Below are 16,744 nucleotides of genomic sequence, written 5' to 3' on the forward strand. Positions count from 1 at the left end.
GCCCGCCCCCCCCCCCCCCCCCCGCGCCCCCCCCCCCCCCGCCCCGCCGCCCCCGGCCCCCGGCGCGCCCCCCCCCCCCCCCCCCCCCCCCCCCCCCCCCCCCCCCCCACGGCTGCGTGCACTCGGTCAGGAGGTCAGACCGGGGTCAGATCTCGTCCCCGTGGTCGTGGTCGTGGTCGTGGCCGTGGTCCGGGGAGAGGCCGCCGCCACCGACCTCCTTGCCGGAGGGCTGGCGGAACTCACGGGCGTCGGGGTCGCCCTCGAACGTGCCACCCGGGACTGGCCGGCCGGCCACCTCGTTCACCCGCGAGGTGTCGTAGGCCAGGGTCAGCACCGCGTAGGCGATGGCGTCGGAGTTCGTGTCCAGCGCCTCACGGTTGACGTTCCCCAGCGTGTCCCCGGCCTGGTGGTAGTTCGGGTCGTACGCCAGGCCCGCCGTGCCGCCGTAGTCCGCGGCCTGGGCGGGCGTCTTCACGCCCTCGGCGCCGGTGAACAGGCCACCGGAGGGGATGCCGGCGAGGATGAACGCCTGGTAGTCGCTGCGGCCGCTGAACTCGGTGGCCTCGTAGGGCAGCTGGCGCCGCTCGAAGTAGTCCTCGAAGACGTACTCGATCTGGTCCGAGCCCGGGGGGACCGTCACCGGCGCGGTGAAGGCCGACTGGTCGCCGTCGTAGATGAACCGGGCGAAGTTCGGCGAGCCGACCATGTCGAAGTTCAGGTACAGCCCGATGTCGGCCTTCTGCTGCGTGCTCAGCTGCGAGACGTAGTAGTTCGAGCCGAGCAGGCCGTACTCCTCGGCGCCCCACCAGGCGAACCGGATGGTGTTCTCCGGCTTGACCTTGGTGATGTTCTCGGCGACCTCGAGGATCGCCGCGCTGCCGGAGCCGTTGTCGTTGATGCCCGGGCCCGCGGCCACCGAGTCGAGGTGCGCGCCGGCCATGACGACGTTGTCGCTGGTGCGGCCGGGCAGCTCGGCGATGACGTTCTCGGTGTCGCGGAGCTCGCTGATCGTCTGGATGTCGAACGAGACGACGGTCTGCGCCGCGGCGAACTGGGCGCCCGTGGCGAAGCTGACCCCCACGACCGGGACGGCGCCCTCGATCGGCGCGCCGAGCGTCGGGCTCAGCAGGGTCTCGCGGCCGGGCTGGCCCTCGTTGAACAGGACGACACCGGCGGCCCCGGCCTCGACGGCATTCTGGACCTTCTGGCCGAAGGTGCAGGTCCCGCGCTGGATCAGCGCGATGTTGCCCCGCACGAAGTTCGCGAAGTCGGCGTCCTCGCAGCCGCTGGTGTTCCCGTTGGGGGCCGGCGACGGCGGGATGACGACGTCGACGGCCTGGATCGTCCCCTGCACCTCGCCGCTGCCGGAGTAGGTGGCCACCGCGTAGTCGGTGCCCTCGACGTAGGTCACCGGGTCAGGCGAGACCCGGCTGAAGGCGCTGGGGCTGGTCTGCTCGAAGAAGGGGAACTCGAAGGCCTGGCGGGTGACGCTGTAGCCGGCCGCCTTCAGCCGCTGCTCCACGTAGTCGACCGAGGCGTCGTAGCCGGGGCTCCCGGAGACGCGGGTGCCGCCCTTGGCGGTGGCGATGTCCTGGAACGCCTGGAGGTGCTCGGTGACGCCCTCGACCGTGACGCAGTCGGTCAGCTTGGCGACGGTGTTGTTGTTGCGGGTCTCGCAGCCGCCGGCGGCACCGGCGGGCAGCGCAGCGACCACGCTCCCGGCCAGCGCGAGCACGCCGGCGCTTCCGATCACGGCGAGCCGTGACCGGCGGGACGGGTGGACCTGGGTCATGGACGACTTCTCCTCGCGTACGGAGTGAGCTCCGGTGCTCACGAGGGGCCACCCTGTCAAATGGGTCACCGGAACCGTCAAGGCCTGTATTTGTCCGGCGACATGGTGTAAAGGGCGCTGGTCCCGCGCACGTCATCAGGTGCCCCCGGTGGGACTCGAACCCACACTGCGACCCTTTTAAGGGGCCTGCCTCTGCCGATTGGGCCACGGGGGCGGGAGCGGGCCGCCGGCCCGCGAGGGGGTCAGCTGACCTGCGCGCGGTCGGCGGCGGAGGGAGCGGGCAGCTGCCCGGTGTTGCCGAGCCCCGCCGCGGTGACGAACTCGCGGCGCGGGTCCTGCAGCTGGCCCAGCGCGATGACCTCGCGGCGGAACACCGAGGCCAGGGTCCAGTCGGCGACCACCCGCGCTTTGCGGTTGAACGTCGGCACCCGGCTGACGTGGTAGGTGCGGTGCATGAACCAGGCCGGCCACCCCTTGAGCTTGACGCCGTAGACCTGGGCCACGCCCTTGTGCAGGCCGAGGCTGGCCACCGACCCGGCGTAGGCGTGCCGGTAGGGCCGCGGCTGACCGCCCCGCAGCACCGCGACGACGTTGTCGGCCAGGCGCTTGGCCTGCCGGACGGCGTGCTGGGCGTTGGGCGCGGTGGTGGCGCCGGGGTCGTCCTTGGTGAGGTCCGGGACGGCGGCGAGGTCACCGGCGGCCCAGGCGTCCTCCAGCCCGCTGACCTGCAGTGTGGCCTCGCACCGCACCCGCCCGCGCTCGTCGAGGGGCAGGTCGGTCTGCGCCAGCACCGGGTTGGGCTTGGTGCCGGCGGTCCACACCAGCGTGTCGCTGGCGAAGGAGTCGCCGTCGCTGAGCCGGACGACACCGTCGTCGGACACCGACTCCAGCCGGGTGTTGAGCCGCACGTCCATGCCGCGGGCGGTCAGCTGCTTGACCGTCCAGGCGGCCATGTCCAGGTCGACCTCGGGCAGGATCCGCCCGGTCGCCTCGACCAGCACCCACCGCATGTCGCCGGGGGACAGCCGCGGGTAGTACTTCACGACGGCGTAGCGCGCCATGTCCTCGAGCTCGGCGAAGGCCTCGATGCCGGCGTAGCCGCCGCCGACGAAGGTGAAGGTGAGCGCGCGCGTGCGGACGGCGGGGTCGTCGGTGGAGGCGGCCGCGTCGAGCCGGGCCAGCACGTGGTTGCGCAGGTAGATGGCCTCGCCGACGGTCTTGAAGCCGACGCCGTGCTCGGCCAGCCCGGGGATGGGCAGCGTGCGGGCCACCGATCCCGCGGCCATCACCAGCACGTCGTAGGTGAGGTCGTAGGGGGCACCCTCGGCGGGCGCGACGCGGGCCCGCCGCTGCGCGTGCGAGAGCCCCACGACGGCGCCGGTGACCACCCGGCAGCGCGGCAGCGTGCGCCGCAGCGGGACCACCACGTGACGCGGCTCCACCGAGCCGGCCGCCGCCTCGGGCAGGAACGGCTGGTAGGTCATGTGCGGCTGGGGGTCGACCACGACCACCTCGGCCCCGCCCCGTGACAGCCGCTTCTGCAGCCGCAGGGCCGTGTAGAGGCCGACGTAGCCGCCGCCGACGACCAGCACCACCGGACGGGACGCGGGACCCGGGCGAGACGCCATGGGGCCAGCCTAGGGGCGGACGGACCCGTCCTTCCCCCTCGCGGCGCCGCTGCCGGCGAGCTCCGTGGCCCGGGCCAGGACGGCGTCGAGCATCGGCTCGGTGAGCCGGCCGGTGAAGGTGTTCTGCTGGCTGACGTGGTAGCTGCCGAGCAGGGTCAGCTCCCCCCGCGGTCCGGACACGGTGACCTCGACGCCGTGGCCGAACCCCGGCCGTGGCCGGGGCAGCGCGTACCCGGCCGCGGCCAGCACCGGCCACAACGCCGTCCAGCCGAAGCCCCCGAGGACGACGGCGACCCGCAGCCGCGGCAGCAGGGCGAGCTCGCGGGCCAGCCACGGGGAGCAGGTGTCGCGCTCGGCCGGCGTCGGGGCGTTGTCCGGCGGCGCGCAGCGGACCGCGGCGGCGATGCGCACGCCGGTGACCTGCAGGCCGTCCCCGACGTGCGTCGACGTCGGCTGGTTGACCAGCCCCGCCCGCCACAGCGCGGCGAAGATCCAGTCGCCGCTGCGGTCGCCGGTGAAGACGCGGCCGGTGCGGTTGCCGCCGTGCGCGGCCGGCGCCAGCCCCACGACGGCGATCCGGGCGTCGGCCGGGCCGAGCCCGGGCACCGGGCGGCCCCAGTACTCCTCGTCGCGGAAGGACGCGCGCTTGACCCGGGCGACCTCCTCGCGCCAGGTGACCAGCCGCGGGCAGGCGCGGCAGCCGGAGACCCGGGCGTCGAGGGCGGCGAGGTCGCGCGCCGCGCGGGCGGAACGGGCGACGCCGGCGGGGCTGCGGGTGACCGGGAACCCCTGGGCGTCGACTGCCACCGCCCCAGTGGACCACCCGCCGGCGACCGGCTCGTCGGGCGGGGTGGCCGGCGGATCTCCCCCTTCGGAGGGTCGGCGGCGGCGCCGGCGGTCCCTAGGCTCGGACCGGTCAGCGACCCGGCCGGACGGCGGGAGGCGCCGGGCGGACGAGGAGCGTGGACGGGTGACGGCAGGGCTGGGTGCGTCCGGGAGCGGGCTCGACGCGGCTGTCGGGTCGCCGCCGCCACCCACGCCGGTGGCGTCCTCCCCGGGCCGGACGCGCACGGCGGTCGCCTCCGCGCAGGCCGACCTCGATGCCCTGGCCGGCGCCTGGGACGACCTGTGGCGCCGGACGCCGGCCGCCACGGCCTTCCAGTCCCACGCCTGGGTCAGCGCGTGGGCCCGCGCCTACGTGCCGGCCGGACGGCTCGCCGTCGTCACGGTGTGGAACGGCGACACGCTCGTCGCCGCCGCGCCGCTGTACCGGGTGCGCCGCGGTCCCGTTCCGGCCCTCGCGCCCCTCGGCGGACCGCTGAGCGACTCCACCGACGTCCTGGTCGACCCGCACGTGCCCGACGCGGGAGCGCGGCTGGCCGGCGCGCTGCTGCAGGTCCCCGGGTGGCGGGTGCTGGACCTGCCCGAGGTGCTGCCCGGCTCCGCCGCGCAGGCGTGGGCCCCGGGCTGGCCGGGCCGGGTCCGCCGCGCGCCCTCCTCGCTGAACCTGCAGCTGCCGGTCCTGCCGCAGGCCGCGGTCCTCGCGCGGGTGCCGACCCGGACGGCGGGGACGCTGCGCCGCAAGCTGAAGAAGATCGACCGGGCCGGCATCGAGCGGGCCGAGCTCGACCCCGCCGCCGTGCCGGCCGCCGTCCCCGAGCTGATCCGGCTGCACGAGGCCCAGTGGGCGGGCCGGCGGGGCAACCCCGAGCACTCCACCGCGCGGTTCCGCGCCTTCCTCACCGAGGCCCTCGGGCCGATGGTCGAGCGCGGCCAGGCGCTGGTGGTGGAGTACCGGATGGACGGCCGGCTGGTGGCCGCCGAGGTCGACCTCCTCGGCCACCGGCAGCTGGCCTACTACCTCGCCGGGATCGACCCCGGGCTGCGGCAGCACATCGACACCTCCGTGCTGCTGGTCAGCGCCGCCCTGGAGCGGGCCGGCCGGCTGGGGCTGGCTGAGTACTCCTTCCTGCGCGGCGACGAGGACTACAAGCTGCGCTGGCGCCCGGACCCCGTGACCGCCGAGCGGGTCCTGCTCGCGCGACCCGGGCTGGCGGGGTCGGGCGGCTACCTGCCCGCGACCGCCGCCGCCTCCGCGGTCCTCGCCCTCGCCCGCCGGGTGCTGGCCGGCCGCGCGCGGGAGCTGGCCCGGGCCGCCATGCACCGCATCCGGCAGGCCCGCGCGAGGGACTGACCGCTGCGCGCGGCGCGCGGGCGCGGCAGGCATGATCAGCCCATGGCCCGCAAGCAGAAGGCGCCGCTGACCTGGAAGCTCCTCGGCACGGGGACGGCCACCGTGTCGGGGATCGCCGTCCGCAAGCTCACCGACGCCGCCTGGTACGCGGCCCGCGGCAGCAACCCCCCGAAGAACCCGGCCGCCCCCGGGGTCAGCTGGCCCGAGGCGCTGGCCTGGGCCGCGTTCTCCGGGGTCGCCGTCGCCGGTGGCCGGCTGTTGGCCGCCCGCGGCGCGGCGGCGGCCTACCAGTCGCTGACCGGCAAGCTGCCCCCGGGCCTGAACGAGGCCGGCTGAGCGCCGTCAGCCCCGGGCCAGCCGCAGCGCGATGCCGTCGAGGATGTCGTGCTCGCTGACGACGACCTCGTCGAGCGCGAACGCGTCCATGACCACCCGCAGCACCAGCGCACCGGCGCCGATGACGTCGACGCGCCCGGGGTGCATGACGGCCTCGGCCGCGCGGCGCTCCCGGGTGGCGGTGAGCAGCCCCGCGGTGACCGACCGGACGGCGCCCACCGGGATCCGGGAGCCGTGGATGGCGTCGGCGTCGTAGAGCGGCAGCCGCAGCGCGAGGGCGGCCACGGTGGTCACCGAGCCGGCCAGGCCGACCAGGGTCGCGGTCTCCCCCACCGGGACCGCCGCGGCGACCTCGGCCAGCGCGGCGCGGATGTCGGCCTCGGCGGCGCCGATCTCGTCGGGCGTCGGCGGGTCGCCGTGCAGGTGCCGCTCGGTCAGCCGCACGCAGCCGACGTCCACCGACCGCGCGGCGCGGACCCCGCCGGCGTCGCCGAGCACGAACTCCGTGGACCCGCCGCCGATGTCGACGACCAGGTACGGCGGGCGCGGCGGCGGGTCGCCGTGCGCGGCCGCGGCGGCGTCCAGGGACGCGGTGGCGCCGAGGAAGGACAGCCGGGCCTCCTCGTCGCCGGGGACGACGTCGGGGAGCCGGCCGAGCGTGGCGAGGACCACGGCCTCGAAGTCGGCGCGGTTGCCCGCGTCGCGGGTGGCGCTGGTGGCCACCATCCGCACCGCCGTCGCGCCGAGGTCGCGGGCCTGGGCGGCGTACTCCGCGAGCACCACCCGGGTGCGCTCGATCGCCTCGGGCGCGAGCCGGCCGGTGGCATCGACGCCCTGGCCGAGGCGGACGACCTCCATGCGGCGCAGCAGGTCGGTGTGCGGCCCCTCGGGCGGGACGTCGGCGACCAGCAGGCGGATGGAGTTGGTGCCGCAGTCGACGGCCGCGACCCGGGTCACGGGGACTCCTCCTCCTGGGCGCAGGGGCCCGGTGCCCACCACTCCCCCATCTCGGCGACGGCGCGGTCGCCGATCGGGTTGACCCCCGGGCCGGCGGCCAGGGCGTGGCCGGCCAGGGCGTGCAGGCACTTGACCCGGTCGGGCATGCCTCCGGCGGTGTTGCGGGTGGGCAGCTCACCGAGGGCGTCCCGCTCGGCGAGGTAGGCCTCGTGCGCGGCGCGGTAGGCGGCGGCCAGGCCGGCGTCGGTGCCGAGGTCGGCCTGCCACTCCCGCATCCGGCCGGCCGACTCCAGCCGGCTGGCGGCCGCGGACGCGCGCGGGCAGGTCAGGTAGTACAGCGTCGGGAACGGCGTGCCGTCCTCCAGCCGCGGCGAGGTCTGCACGACGTCGGGCTGGCCGCAGGGGCACCGGTGGGCCACCGCGCGCACCGCCCGGGGCGGGCGGCCGAGCTGGCGGCCGACGAGCTCGCGCTCCCCCGGGGTGATCGGCTCGCGCACCCGCTCCCCAGGCGCGCTCACCCGGCCTCCTCGTCGGCGTCGGTCACCGAGCCGAGCAGCTCCTCGTACCAGGGCCGCGGGGTGGTGTCGCCGGTGTCGGGCAGGGTGCCGGCGTCGCCCTCGGCCGCCTCGCCGTCGACCACGACGACCAGCCGGTCCCCGGGCAGCACGTAGGCCAGCCGCTCACGGGCCTCCCGGGCGGTCCAGTCGGGGTCGGACTGGCGCGCCAGCTCCGCCTCGAGGTCGGCGATGCGCTCGTCGTACGCGGTGCTCTCGGCGGCCAGCCGGGCGAGCTCGGCGCGGCCCTCGAGCCACTGCCGCACCGGCCCGGCCAGGGTGAGCGCCAGCAGCAGGAGCAGCCCGACGAACAGCACCACGCGCCCGGTGACCAGCGGACGGCGGGCGACCGCGGCCCGCGGGGCCTGCCGCGGCGTCCGCCGGCCCGGGCGGCGCGCGTCGGGGCGGCTGCCGGCGCCCGAGCGCGTCCCGGCCGGGATCGGTCGGGACGCGGCGTTCGACAGCGGCCGGCCGGTGGAGCGCCGCCGGCCGGTGCCCGCGCTCACCTGCGTCAGCGGGCCCGCAGGCGCGGGAAGGCGGCCGCGCCGGCGTAGCGCGCGGCGTCGTCGAGCTCCTCCTCGATGCGCAGGAGCTGGTTGTACTTGGCCACCCGCTCGCTGCGCGCGGGGGCGCCGGTCTTGATCTGCCCGCAGTCGGTCGCGACGGCGAGGTCGGCGATCGTGGTGTCCTCGGTCTCGCCCGAGCGGTGGCTCATCATGCAGCGGTAGCCGCTGCGGTGGGCCAGGTCGACCGCGTCGAGGGTCTCGGTGAGCGTGCCGATCTGGTTGACCTTGACCAGCAGCGCGTTCGCTGCGCCCCGCTCGATGCCGTCGGCCAGGCGGGTGGGGTTGGTGACGAACAGGTCGTCGCCGACGATCTGCACGCGGTCGCCGAGCGCCGAGGTCATCGCGACCCAGCCGTCCCAGTCCTCCTCGGAGAGCGGGTCCTCGATGGACACGACCGGGTAGGCGTCGACGAGCTCGCGGTAGTAGTCGACCAGGAACTCCGCCGAGCGGGTCTGGCCCTCGAAGTCGTAGCCCCCGTCGCCGTGGAACTCGGTGGCGGCGACGTCGAGGGCGAAGGCGATGTCGGTGCCGAGGGAGTAGCCGGCCTTCTCGACCGCCTCGGCGATGAGGTCCAGCGCGGCCCGGTTGTTCGGCAGGTCGGGGGCGAAGCCGCCCTCGTCGCCCAGGCCGGTGGACAGCCCGCGGCCCTTGAGCACCGACTTGAGCGCGTGGTAGGTCTCCGTGCCCACCGCCAGCGCCTCGGCGAAGGTCGCCGCCCCGATCGGGGCGATCATGAACTCCTGGACGTCGACGTTGCTGTCGGCGTGGGCACCGCCGTTGAGGATGTTCATCATGGGCACCGGCAGCAGGTGCGACGACGGGCCGCCGACGTAGCGGAACAGCGGCAGGCCGGTGGAGTCGGCGGCCGCGCGGGCCACCGCGAGGCTGACGCCGAGGATCGCGTTCGCGCCCAGGCGGGACTTGTCCGGCGTGCCGTCGAGGTCGAGCAGCCGCTGGTCGACCAGGCGCTGCTCGGTGGCCTCGTAGCCGACGAGCTCGGGGCCGATGACGTCGAGGACGCCGTCGACGGCCTTGGTGACGCCCTTGCCGGCGTAGCGCTCGCCCCCGTCGCGCAGCTCCACCGCCTCGAAGGCGCCGGTGGAGGCGCCGCTCGGGACCGCCGCGCGGGCGATCGTCCCGTCGTCGAGGGCGACCTCGACCTCCACGGTGGGGTTCCCGCGCGAGTCCAGGATCTCCCGCGCGCCTACGGCGTCGATGCTCGGCACGGGGTGCAGCCTAGCCAGGCCCGCCCGGTCCGTCCGACCGCCGTGCGGTGACGACCCGCGACTCGTCCGCGGGATCCCGCCGCAGCCGGCCCTGCCCGTCGAGCAGGGCGAGCGCCGCCGGGTCGACCTCCGCCACCTCCCGGCTGAACAGGTACGCGGGGTCGACCGGCTGCCGGCCGAGCAGCCGGCCGACCGGTGCGAGCGCGCCGAACAGGACCTGCTGCACCCGCGGCGGCGGCGTGGTGAACACCACCGTGTCGCGGTAGGCGCGCAGCGTGACCGCCGCCTGCAGCAGGTGCGGCAGTCCCCGGGCGTCGACGCGGCCGTCGCGTGCTAGGCCGAACGTCGTGGCGACCACCCGGACGAAGCGGTCGCCCGGGGCCACCTCCACCAGGACCTGCGCCTCCTCGTCGCCGACCTGCCACCAGTCGTGGACGGTGCCCGGCGGGACCTCGGCCGACGCGCCCGGGCCCAGCACGCGCTCCTCCTCGCCCACGAGGAAGGCGACCCGGCCGGCCAGCACGTGGAAGCGCTCGGTGGCCCCCGGGTGGACGTGCGCGGCCGCGACCCGGCCGCCGGGCCGGACGAACAGGTGGGCGACCAGCGTCCGGTCGGGATGGCCCTCCGGGTCGGTGAGCAGCACCGCGCGCTCCCCGGTGCGCGGGTTGCTGAAGACCTCGCCCCGGCGAGGCGAGTGCACGGGCTGGGGGTCCATCGGATCACCGTCCTGCCGTCGGCGCTCCGGTCATGGTGGCGCTCCTCTGGACGGGAGCGCCAGGGTCCCGGTCCCGCGCGCCGCGGCGGGCCTCGGCCGCGGAGCTCCTGTAACGGAGCGGTCACGGTGCGGCCTCGGCGGAACCGATCCGGCGATAACCTCCTCGTGGGCGGGCGTCTCCTCCACGTCTGCGCCGTCGGAGGACCCGATGACCGAGCGCCAGCAGCAGCGACCCCCCGGGTACGGCGCCGGAGCCGCGCCTCCACCACCCCCCGTGGACGCGGACGACGGGACGGGGCCGTCCATCCTCGGGTTCCCGCCGGATCCCGCCGAGGACGACGACGTCGCGGACGTGGAGCCCGCCCCGGAGGGCACGGAGGTGGCCGGGGTGGCGGTCGACCCCGGACGGCTGGTCTACGTCCGCCGCCCCGACGTCGTCGGCGGGGTGCTCCTGCTGCTCGCCGGCGTGGCCGACGCAGCGAGCCTGTGGCTGCCGTGGGAACGGGACCGGGCGACCACCGGGCTGGACCTGGCGGCGCGGGCCGTCGACGCGGCCCGGGAGGGCGTGGCCGAGCTCGGGAGCACCGGCCTGTGGCAGCCGGCGACGGTGCCGGCCGGCGGGGCCGTGCTCGTCGTCCTCGGGCTCCTGCTGCTGCGTCCCGCGCGCGGCCACCGGGTGTCCGGGGTGCTGGCGCTGGGGGTCGCGCTGGCCGTGGCCGCCGCGGTCGTCGCCCGGCTGGTGGACGCCGGCTGGGACGCCCGCCTGCTGGGGTGGGGCGTGTGGTGCGCCGCCGCGGTCGCCGGGCTGGGCGTGCTCGGTGCGCTGAAGGCGATGCTCACCGCGCCGCGGGTCACCACCGCGCCGACCGAGCGGCCCCTCGTCAGCCGGTAGGACCGGCCGGCCCCACCGACGACGTCGCGCGGCGACGGGCCTCGGCGTCGAGCTCGCCGGCGTAGCGGCGCACGGCCTCGCGGAGGGCGTCCTCGACGTCCCAGCCGCGCTGCGCGGCCGCGGCCACGACGGCGAGCAGCCGCTCCCCCAGCTCCTCCGGCGCCGCCGAGCCCAGGTCGGCCGGCTCCGGCGTGGGGTAGCCGGCGCGGGCGGCGCGGCGCACCAGCGCCGTCCCCCACGCGGTGGCCGGCTGGGACCGCGACACGCCCTCGGTGGGCGAGCGCCGCTGCTTCTCCGCCTTCTTGATCTCCTCCCAGCCCGCCTCGACCCCGGCCACGTCGCGGGGGCCGGCGTCGCCGAACACGTGCGGGTGCCGGCGGACCAGCTTGTCCACCAGGTCGGCGGCGACGTCGTCGACGTCGAAGCGCCGCTCCGGGCCGACCTCGGCGGCCACCCGCGCGTGGAACACCACCTGCAGGAGCACGTCGCCGAGCTCCTCGCGCATGGCCGCGGCGTCGTCGTCGACGATCGCGTCGTAGGCCTCGTGCGCCTCCTCGAGCAGGTAGCCGCGCAGCGAGGAGTGGGTCTGCTCGGCGTCCCACGGGCACCCGCCGGGCGAGCGCAGCCGGTCCATCACCGCGACGACGTCGAGCAGCCGGGCGCCGGGGGGCTCCGGGGCGCCGTCGACCACCGGCAGCCCGGGCGGCGCCTCGCCGGGCGCGGCGAGGACGGCGACGTCGTCGTCGAGCGCTCCCGCGTCGGCGACGTCGGTGACCTCCCGGCCGGCCGCGCGCAGCACCTCCGCGGTGGCACCGGCACCCGGCAGCGCGGCGACCCGCCGGCCCTCCAGCGCGGCCCAGCCGGCGGGCCCGAGCAGCCCGGGCAGCCGCGGGCTGACGGTGACGACGACGGCGGGCGGCACGCCTCAGCCCCCGGCCGGGGCGGCGGCGTCCTCGAGCAGCTCGACGACGCCGCCCTCGGCCTCCTGCACGACGTCGTCGTCGGTGAGCTCGCCGTAGCGCGGGTTGACCGTGACCCCGACGTCGTCGCGGACCTCGTCCACCACGCCGGCGCCGGCCTCCTCGACCCCGACCGCGGCCTCGCTCTGCAGCTGCGGCCGGGCCTCCTCGAACGAGGGGGTCGTGCGGCTCGCGACGAAGACCACCACCACGCCCTCCACCCCCGGCAGGGTCAGCGTGAAGCCGGTGCCGGGAGCCGCCGCGGCGATGCCCTCGGCCAGCGGCCCGCTCACCTCGCTCGCGGCGGTGGTCTGCAGCTGCGGCAGCGAGTTCTCGCCGGGGAACCGCGCGGCCACGGCCGGGTAGGACGCGGGGGCGGCGGTCATCTCGGCGAGGGAGCTGTCGGCGGTGGCCTGGTCGGGGACGACGAAGTAGCCGAGGGAGAGCTGCTCGAGGTCGGCGCGCACCTGCTCGTAGCGGGCGCGCAGCGCCGCCTCGTCCAGGCCGGCGGCGTCGCCGGTGGCGGCGCCGAGCTCGCGGCGCAGCAGCTGCTGGCGGGCGCTCTCCCGGACGTCCTCCCGTGAGTAGCCCTGGCCGGCGGCCTGCGCGTACAGCGCCTCGGCGTCCTGGCCGGCCAGCGCCTCCTCGATGAACGCGTCGAGCTCGGCGTCGGTGACCTCGACGTCGTACCGCTGCGCGGCCTGTGCGTAGAGCTCCTCGCGGACCAGCAGCGTGAGCACCTGCCGGGTGAAGTCGCTCCCCGGCCCGCCGACGGCCTCGTCGATCGCGGGGTCGGCGAGCCGGTCGTCCACGGCCGACTGCAGCTCGGCGACGGTCACCTGCTCCTCGCCGACGTAGGCGGCCACGGACGGCGAGGTCCGGCAGCCGGCCACGGCGGCCACGGCGGCCAGGCCGACGGCCATCGACACGGTCAGCCGACGGGTACGCACCAGCGGAGCCTGCCACACCGGCCCCCACGCCCGGCGCAGGCGGCGGGCCACCCGGCCGGGTGGTGTCCCCACGACGGGGGATGGAAGCGACGGCGCCCGCTGCCAGCATCGCCGGCATGCCGCCGCCCTCACCCGCGCCCGCGCGCGAGGTGACCCCGGGCGTGACGGTGACCGTCGTCCCCCTGGTGGCCGACGACGACGGCCTGGCCCGCGCGGAGGCGCTGCTCTCCCCCGGCGAGGTCGCCCGCGCCCGGCGCGGCACACCCGCCGTCCACCGGCGCCGCGTGCTGCTGCGCGCCGCCCTCCGCACCGCGCTCGCGACCGAGCTGGGCACCGACCCCCGCCGGGTGCCGCTCACCACGGGGCCCACCGGCCGCCCGGAGCTGCCCGCGGCCACGCGGCTCGACGCCGGGTGCGCGGCCGGCGGCGACCTGGGCGTCGTCGCCGTGGCCCGCGGCCGCCGGATCGGCGTCGACCTGGAGCCGGTGGCGCCCTGGACGCCGGACGTGGCCGCCGAGGGCTGGCTGCACCCCACCGAGCTGCGGGCCATCGCGCTGCTGCCGCCGGGCGCCCGCCCGGTCGCGGCCACCCGCGCCTGGACCCGCAAGGAGGCCGTCCTCAAGGCCCGCGGGACCGGGCTGCGCGACGACCCGGCCGCCGTGGTCACCACCGTCGGGCCGGCCCGCGGACCGGTGGCCGGCTGGACGCTGCACGACGTGCCCGTGCCCGACGGGTGGGTGGCCAGCCTCGCGGTCGCCCCGGACGAGGAGATCCCCCGATGACCCTGGCCCCCGCCGTCCCCCAGCTCGCGCGCTTCCGCGCCCGCTGCGAGGAGCTCACCGGCACCGCCCTGGACGCGCCCGGCGCGCTGCACGCCTTCTCGGTCGAGCGGCCGGAGCAGTTCTGGCGCGCCCTGCTCGACTGGTCGGAGCTGCCGTGGTCGGGGTCCGCGGACGTCGTGCTGACCGGCACCGACGTCGAGACCGCCCGGTTCTTCCCGGACCTGCGGCTGAACTACGCCGAGGCGCTGCTGCGCCCGCTCGAGGGCGCCGGCGACGACGCCCCCGCGCTCACCGCCGTGCACGCCGACCGCCCGGCCGACAGGTGGACCCGCGGCGAGCTGCGCGACGCCGTCGCGCGGACGGTGACCGCGCTGCGCCGGCTGGGGCTCGCCGAGGGCGACCGGGTCGTGCTCATCGCGGGCAACACCGGCGAGACCGCCGTCGTCGCCCTCGCCGTGGCCGCGATCGGGGCTGCGGTCTCCACGGCCGCACCGGACATGGGCGCGGCGTCCCTGCTCGGCCGCTTCGGGCAGGTCGACCCCGCGGTGCTCGTCCTCGACCGCCGGGCGGTCGCCGACGACGTCGTCGTCGAGGTCGTGGCCGGCCTGCCCACGCTGCGCCGGGTGCTGCTGCTCGACGACCGGCCGCTGCCCGACCTCGGCCTGCCGGTGGACCGGCTGGCCGACGCCACCGCGGACGCCGAGCCCGCCGTCGGGTGGCCGCACCACGCCTTCGACACGCCGCTGTTCGTGATGTTCTCGTCGGGCACCACCGGCCCGCCCAAGGCCATGGTGCACGGGGCCGGCGGCACGCTGCTCGAGCACGTCAAGGAGCACCGGCTGCACGTCGACCTCGGCCCCGGCGACACGCTGTACTTCCACACCACCACCGCCTGGATGATGTGGAACTGGCAGCTGTCGGCGCTGGTCACCGGCGCCCACGTGGTCGTCTACGACGGCCCCGTCGCCGGCCCGGAGACGCTGTGGCAGCTCGCGGCCGACCACCGCGTCACGGTCTTCGGCACCAGCCCGGCCTACCTGCAGCTCGGTCAGGACGCCGGCCTCCGGCCCGCCGACACCACCGACCTGTCGGCGCTGCGGGCCGTGCTCTCCACCGGCGCGGTCCTGCACGACTGGCAGTTCGACTGGGTCGCCGAGGCGGTCGGGCCGGTGCCGCTGCAGTCGATCTCCGGTGGCACCGACATCATCGGCTGCTTCGTGCTCGGCGCCCCCGACGTGCCGGTCCGGCGGGGCCGCTGCCAGACGCGCAGCCTCGGGCTCGACGTCGCGGCGGTCGACGAGGACGGCCGCGAGGTCGTCGGGGAGGTCGGCGAGCTGGTCTGCCGGCGCCCCTTCCCGAGCCGCCCCGTCGGGTTCCTCCGCGATCCCGACGGCCGGCGGTTCCACGACGCCTACTTCGCCGACCACCCGGGGACGTGGACCCACGGCGACCTGATCGAGTTCGACGCCGACGGGTCCTCGCGGCTGCACGGGCGCTCCGACGGCGTCCTCAACATCGACGGGCTGCGCATCGGGCCCAGCGAGATCTACACCGTGCTCCGGCAGCTCCCCGACGTCGCCGACGCGATGGCCGTCGAGCAGCGCGACGACGGCCGGCCCGGGGGCTCGCGCATGGTGCTGCTGGTCGTCCTGCGGCCGGGCGCCCGGCTCGACGGCGACCTCGACCGCACCATCCGGCGCACGCTGCGCCGGGAGGCCTCCGCCGCGCACGTGCCCTCGCTGGTCGTCGCGGTCGGCGAGCTGCCCCTGACCCACAACGGCAAGCGCTCCGAGCGCGCCGCGCGCGACGCCGTCAACGGCGACCCGATCGCCAACGCCGTCGCGCTGCGCAACCCCGGCTGCCTGGACGAGATCCGCCGGGTGGTCGTGGCGGCCACCGCCGCCCCGGCCGCGCCGGAGGAGGACGGCGGCCTGCTCGGGCAGGCCTCCCGCATCTGGTGCGAGGTCCTCGGGGTGCGCTCCGCCGACCCCGGCGACGACTGGTCCGACCTCGGCGGGACCTCCCGCCAGGTGCTCAGCCTGCTGCGGCGGGTCCGGCTGGAGCTCGACGCCGACGTCCCGGTGCAGCGGTTCGCCGAGGACCCGACGCCGGCCGGCCTGGCCCGGGCCGCCGCCGCGGCGCTCTCCGCCGCCCCCGCCGCCGTTCCCGAGCTGCGGGCCGGGGAGGGCTCCCCGGTGTTCCTCGTGCCCGACGCCTGGGGACAGCTGAACCTGTACGCCGGACTGGTCGACCGGCTGGACACCGGCCGGCCGGTGCTCGGCCTGCGCCTGCCGCTGCGGGACGCCGGCGGGCGGCACCGCACGATCGAGGAGGTCGCCTCCGACGCGCTGGCGCAGGTCCGCGCCGCGCAGCCGGAGGGGCCCTACACCCTGCTCGGCTACTCCTTCGGCGGCCTGGTCGCCTTCGAGGTCGCCACCCGGCTGCGCGCCGCGGGCGAGGAGGTCGGCTGCCTCGGCCTGCTCGACGCCCGCCCGCCCCAGGCGGCGCTCAACCGGTGGGAGGCGGGCCGGGTGCGCTGGGCCGGCCGCTGGGCCACGGTCCGCGCCGGCCGGCCGCTGCGCCGGCTCGTCCGCGCGGTCCGGGGCGGGGCCGCGCAGCCGGCGCCGGCTGCGGCGCCCGATCCCGAGCTGGCGTTCTTCCTCGGGACCCAGGAGGTGTCAGAGGCCTACCGGCCCGGCCGGTTCGACGGCCCGGTCTCCTACTTCCTCGCCGAGGGGTCACGGGCCGCGGCGTCCCGCACGCTCGGCGCCTGGCGGCGCAGGGTCGGCGAGCTGCGGGTGGTCGGGGTCCCCGGCTACCACGGCGACCTCGACGACGGGCGGATCGGCATGCTCAGCGACCGGCACGTCGGCACGCTGGCCGCAGAGGTCTCCGCCGCCCTGCGCTGAACCGAGGTGTGATCGCGGCCCGGGTGAGCAGTCGCGGTCGGCGACACGGGCCGACCCGCCGTGTCCTGCCGCGACGACTGCTCACCCGGCGGGTGACCTCAGGCGGCCACCGGCTGCTCGAGCACCGCCTTCAGCAGTGAGTGCAGGTGCTCGAGCAGCGGGGGGGGGGGGGGGGGGGGGGGGGGGGGGGGGGGGGGGGGGGGGGGGGGGGGGGGGGGGGGGGGGGGGGGGGGGGGGGGGGGGGGGGGGGGGGGGGGGGGGGGGGGGGGGGGGGGGGGGGGGGG

At 77.2% G+C, this 16,744-nt stretch carries 15 protein-coding genes and 1 tRNA gene; 5 read left to right on the forward strand and 11 right to left on the reverse strand.

All coding sequences use genetic code 11. The annotated features are described in order from the left end of the window. Positions 1–145: 145 nt before the first annotated feature. The 4 genes from ACI78U_RS23300 to ACI78U_RS23315 form a co-directional block, all read right to left on the reverse strand. Positions 146–1,792, reverse strand: a complete 1,647-nt coding sequence (locus ACI78U_RS23300) for a M28 family metallopeptidase (protein WP_456877783.1) — start codon at positions 1,790–1,792, stop codon at positions 146–148. Between the two features lie 140 nt (positions 1,793–1,932). Next, positions 1,933–2,006, reverse strand: a tRNA-Leu gene (locus ACI78U_RS23305). Positions 2,007–2,034: 28 nt separating this feature from the next. Next, the gene (locus tag ACI78U_RS23310) at positions 2,035–3,420 is read right to left on the reverse strand and encodes an NAD(P)/FAD-dependent oxidoreductase (protein ID WP_456877784.1); all 1,386 of its coding nucleotides are present in this window, start codon (positions 3,418–3,420) and stop codon (positions 2,035–2,037) included. A 9-nt stretch (positions 3,421–3,429) separates the two neighbouring features. Continuing rightward, complete coding sequence (locus ACI78U_RS23315; RefSeq protein WP_456877785.1) at positions 3,430–4,227, reverse strand: uracil-DNA glycosylase; 798 nt, start codon at positions 4,225–4,227, stop codon at positions 3,430–3,432. Between the two features lie 163 nt (positions 4,228–4,390). On the opposite strand from ACI78U_RS23315, the gene ACI78U_RS23320 reads away from it, so the two are divergent. Together ACI78U_RS23320 and ACI78U_RS23325 are read left to right on the forward strand one after the other, a co-directional pair. Further along, complete coding sequence (locus ACI78U_RS23320; protein ID WP_456877786.1) at positions 4,391–5,614, forward strand: GNAT family N-acetyltransferase; 1,224 nt, start codon at positions 4,391–4,393, stop codon at positions 5,612–5,614. Between the two features lie 42 nt (positions 5,615–5,656). Next, the gene (locus ACI78U_RS23325; protein ID WP_456877787.1) at positions 5,657–5,950 is read left to right on the forward strand and encodes a DUF4235 domain-containing protein; all 294 of its coding nucleotides are present in this window, start codon (positions 5,657–5,659) and stop codon (positions 5,948–5,950) included. A 6-nt stretch (positions 5,951–5,956) separates the two neighbouring features. Here the strand turns inward: ACI78U_RS23325 and ACI78U_RS23330 are convergent, their stop codons facing one another. The 5 genes from ACI78U_RS23330 to ACI78U_RS23350 are packed head-to-tail and all read right to left on the reverse strand — an operon-like array spanning position 5,957 to position 9,968. Further along, positions 5,957–6,907, reverse strand: coding sequence for a Ppx/GppA phosphatase family protein (locus ACI78U_RS23330; RefSeq protein WP_456877788.1), 951 nt, complete (start codon positions 6,905–6,907; stop codon positions 5,957–5,959). Beyond that, a complete protein-coding gene (locus tag ACI78U_RS23335; protein WP_456877789.1) occupies positions 6,904–7,425 on the reverse strand; it encodes a DUF501 domain-containing protein in 522 nt (173 codons plus the stop codon). The genes ACI78U_RS23330 and ACI78U_RS23335 overlap by 4 nt, the downstream gene beginning before the upstream one ends. Then, positions 7,422–7,967 (reverse strand): FtsB family cell division protein, encoded by a 546-nt coding sequence (locus ACI78U_RS23340; protein ID WP_456877790.1) that lies wholly within the window; start codon positions 7,965–7,967, stop codon positions 7,422–7,424. Before ACI78U_RS23340 ends, ACI78U_RS23335 begins: the two co-directional genes overlap by 4 nt. A 5-nt stretch (positions 7,968–7,972) precedes the next feature. After that, complete coding sequence (gene eno, locus ACI78U_RS23345; protein WP_456877791.1) at positions 7,973–9,253, reverse strand: phosphopyruvate hydratase; 1,281 nt, start codon at positions 9,251–9,253, stop codon at positions 7,973–7,975. 10 nt (positions 9,254–9,263) lie between these two features. Next, positions 9,264–9,968: a cupin domain-containing protein gene (locus ACI78U_RS23350; RefSeq protein ID WP_456877792.1), complete on the reverse strand. Its 705-nt coding sequence runs from the start codon at positions 9,966–9,968 to the stop codon at positions 9,264–9,266. 208 nt (positions 9,969–10,176) lie between these two features. On the opposite strand from ACI78U_RS23350, the gene ACI78U_RS23355 reads away from it, so the two are divergent. Further along, positions 10,177–10,860 (forward strand): hypothetical protein, encoded by a 684-nt coding sequence (locus tag ACI78U_RS23355; protein ID WP_456877793.1) that lies wholly within the window; start codon positions 10,177–10,179, stop codon positions 10,858–10,860. On the opposite strand, the gene ACI78U_RS23360 is transcribed toward ACI78U_RS23355, so the two are convergent. Together ACI78U_RS23360 and ACI78U_RS23365 are read right to left on the reverse strand one after the other, a co-directional pair. After that, positions 10,850–11,782, reverse strand: a complete 933-nt coding sequence (locus tag ACI78U_RS23360; RefSeq protein ID WP_456877794.1) for a MazG family protein — start codon at positions 11,780–11,782, stop codon at positions 10,850–10,852. The two genes, ACI78U_RS23355 and ACI78U_RS23360, sit on opposite strands and share 11 nt — an antisense overlap. A 3-nt stretch (positions 11,783–11,785) precedes the next feature. Further along, on the reverse strand, positions 11,786–12,841 hold the full coding sequence (locus tag ACI78U_RS23365) for a SurA N-terminal domain-containing protein (protein ID WP_456877795.1): 1,056 nt from the start codon (positions 12,839–12,841) through the stop codon (positions 11,786–11,788). A 44-nt stretch (positions 12,842–12,885) separates the two neighbouring features. On the opposite strand from ACI78U_RS23365, the gene ACI78U_RS23370 reads away from it, so the two are divergent. Further along, positions 12,886–13,551 (forward strand): 4'-phosphopantetheinyl transferase family protein, encoded by a 666-nt coding sequence (locus ACI78U_RS23370; protein WP_456877796.1) that lies wholly within the window; start codon positions 12,886–12,888, stop codon positions 13,549–13,551. Further along, the gene (locus ACI78U_RS23375; protein ID WP_456877797.1) at positions 13,548–16,460 is read left to right on the forward strand and encodes an acetoacetate--CoA ligase; all 2,913 of its coding nucleotides are present in this window, start codon (positions 13,548–13,550) and stop codon (positions 16,458–16,460) included. Before ACI78U_RS23370 ends, ACI78U_RS23375 begins: the two co-directional genes overlap by 4 nt. The last annotated feature ends 284 nt before the right edge of the window (positions 16,461–16,744 follow it).

The organism is Geodermatophilus sp. SYSU D00710 (genome assembly GCF_054050195.1).

Excerpts from the sequence above, each read along its gene's own strand:
- ACI78U_RS23300 (WP_456877783.1), bottom strand. The coding sequence starts at position 1,792 with ATGACCCAGGTCCACCCGTCCCGCCGGTCACGGCTCGCCGTGATCGGA.
- ACI78U_RS23310 (WP_456877784.1), bottom strand. The coding sequence starts at position 3,420 with ATGGCGTCTCGCCCGGGTCCCGCGTCCCGTCCGGTGGTGCTGGTCGTC.
- ACI78U_RS23325 (WP_456877787.1), top strand. The coding sequence starts at position 5,657 with ATGGCCCGCAAGCAGAAGGCGCCGCTGACCTGGAAGCTCCTCGGCACG.
- ACI78U_RS23350 (WP_456877792.1), bottom strand. The coding sequence starts at position 9,968 with ATGGACCCCCAGCCCGTGCACTCGCCTCGCCGGGGCGAGGTCTTCAGC.
- ACI78U_RS23355 (WP_456877793.1), top strand. The coding sequence starts at position 10,177 with ATGACCGAGCGCCAGCAGCAGCGACCCCCCGGGTACGGCGCCGGAGCC.
- ACI78U_RS23370 (WP_456877796.1), top strand. The coding sequence starts at position 12,886 with ATGCCGCCGCCCTCACCCGCGCCCGCGCGCGAGGTGACCCCGGGCGTG.
- ACI78U_RS23375 (WP_456877797.1), top strand. The coding sequence starts at position 13,548 with ATGACCCTGGCCCCCGCCGTCCCCCAGCTCGCGCGCTTCCGCGCCCGC.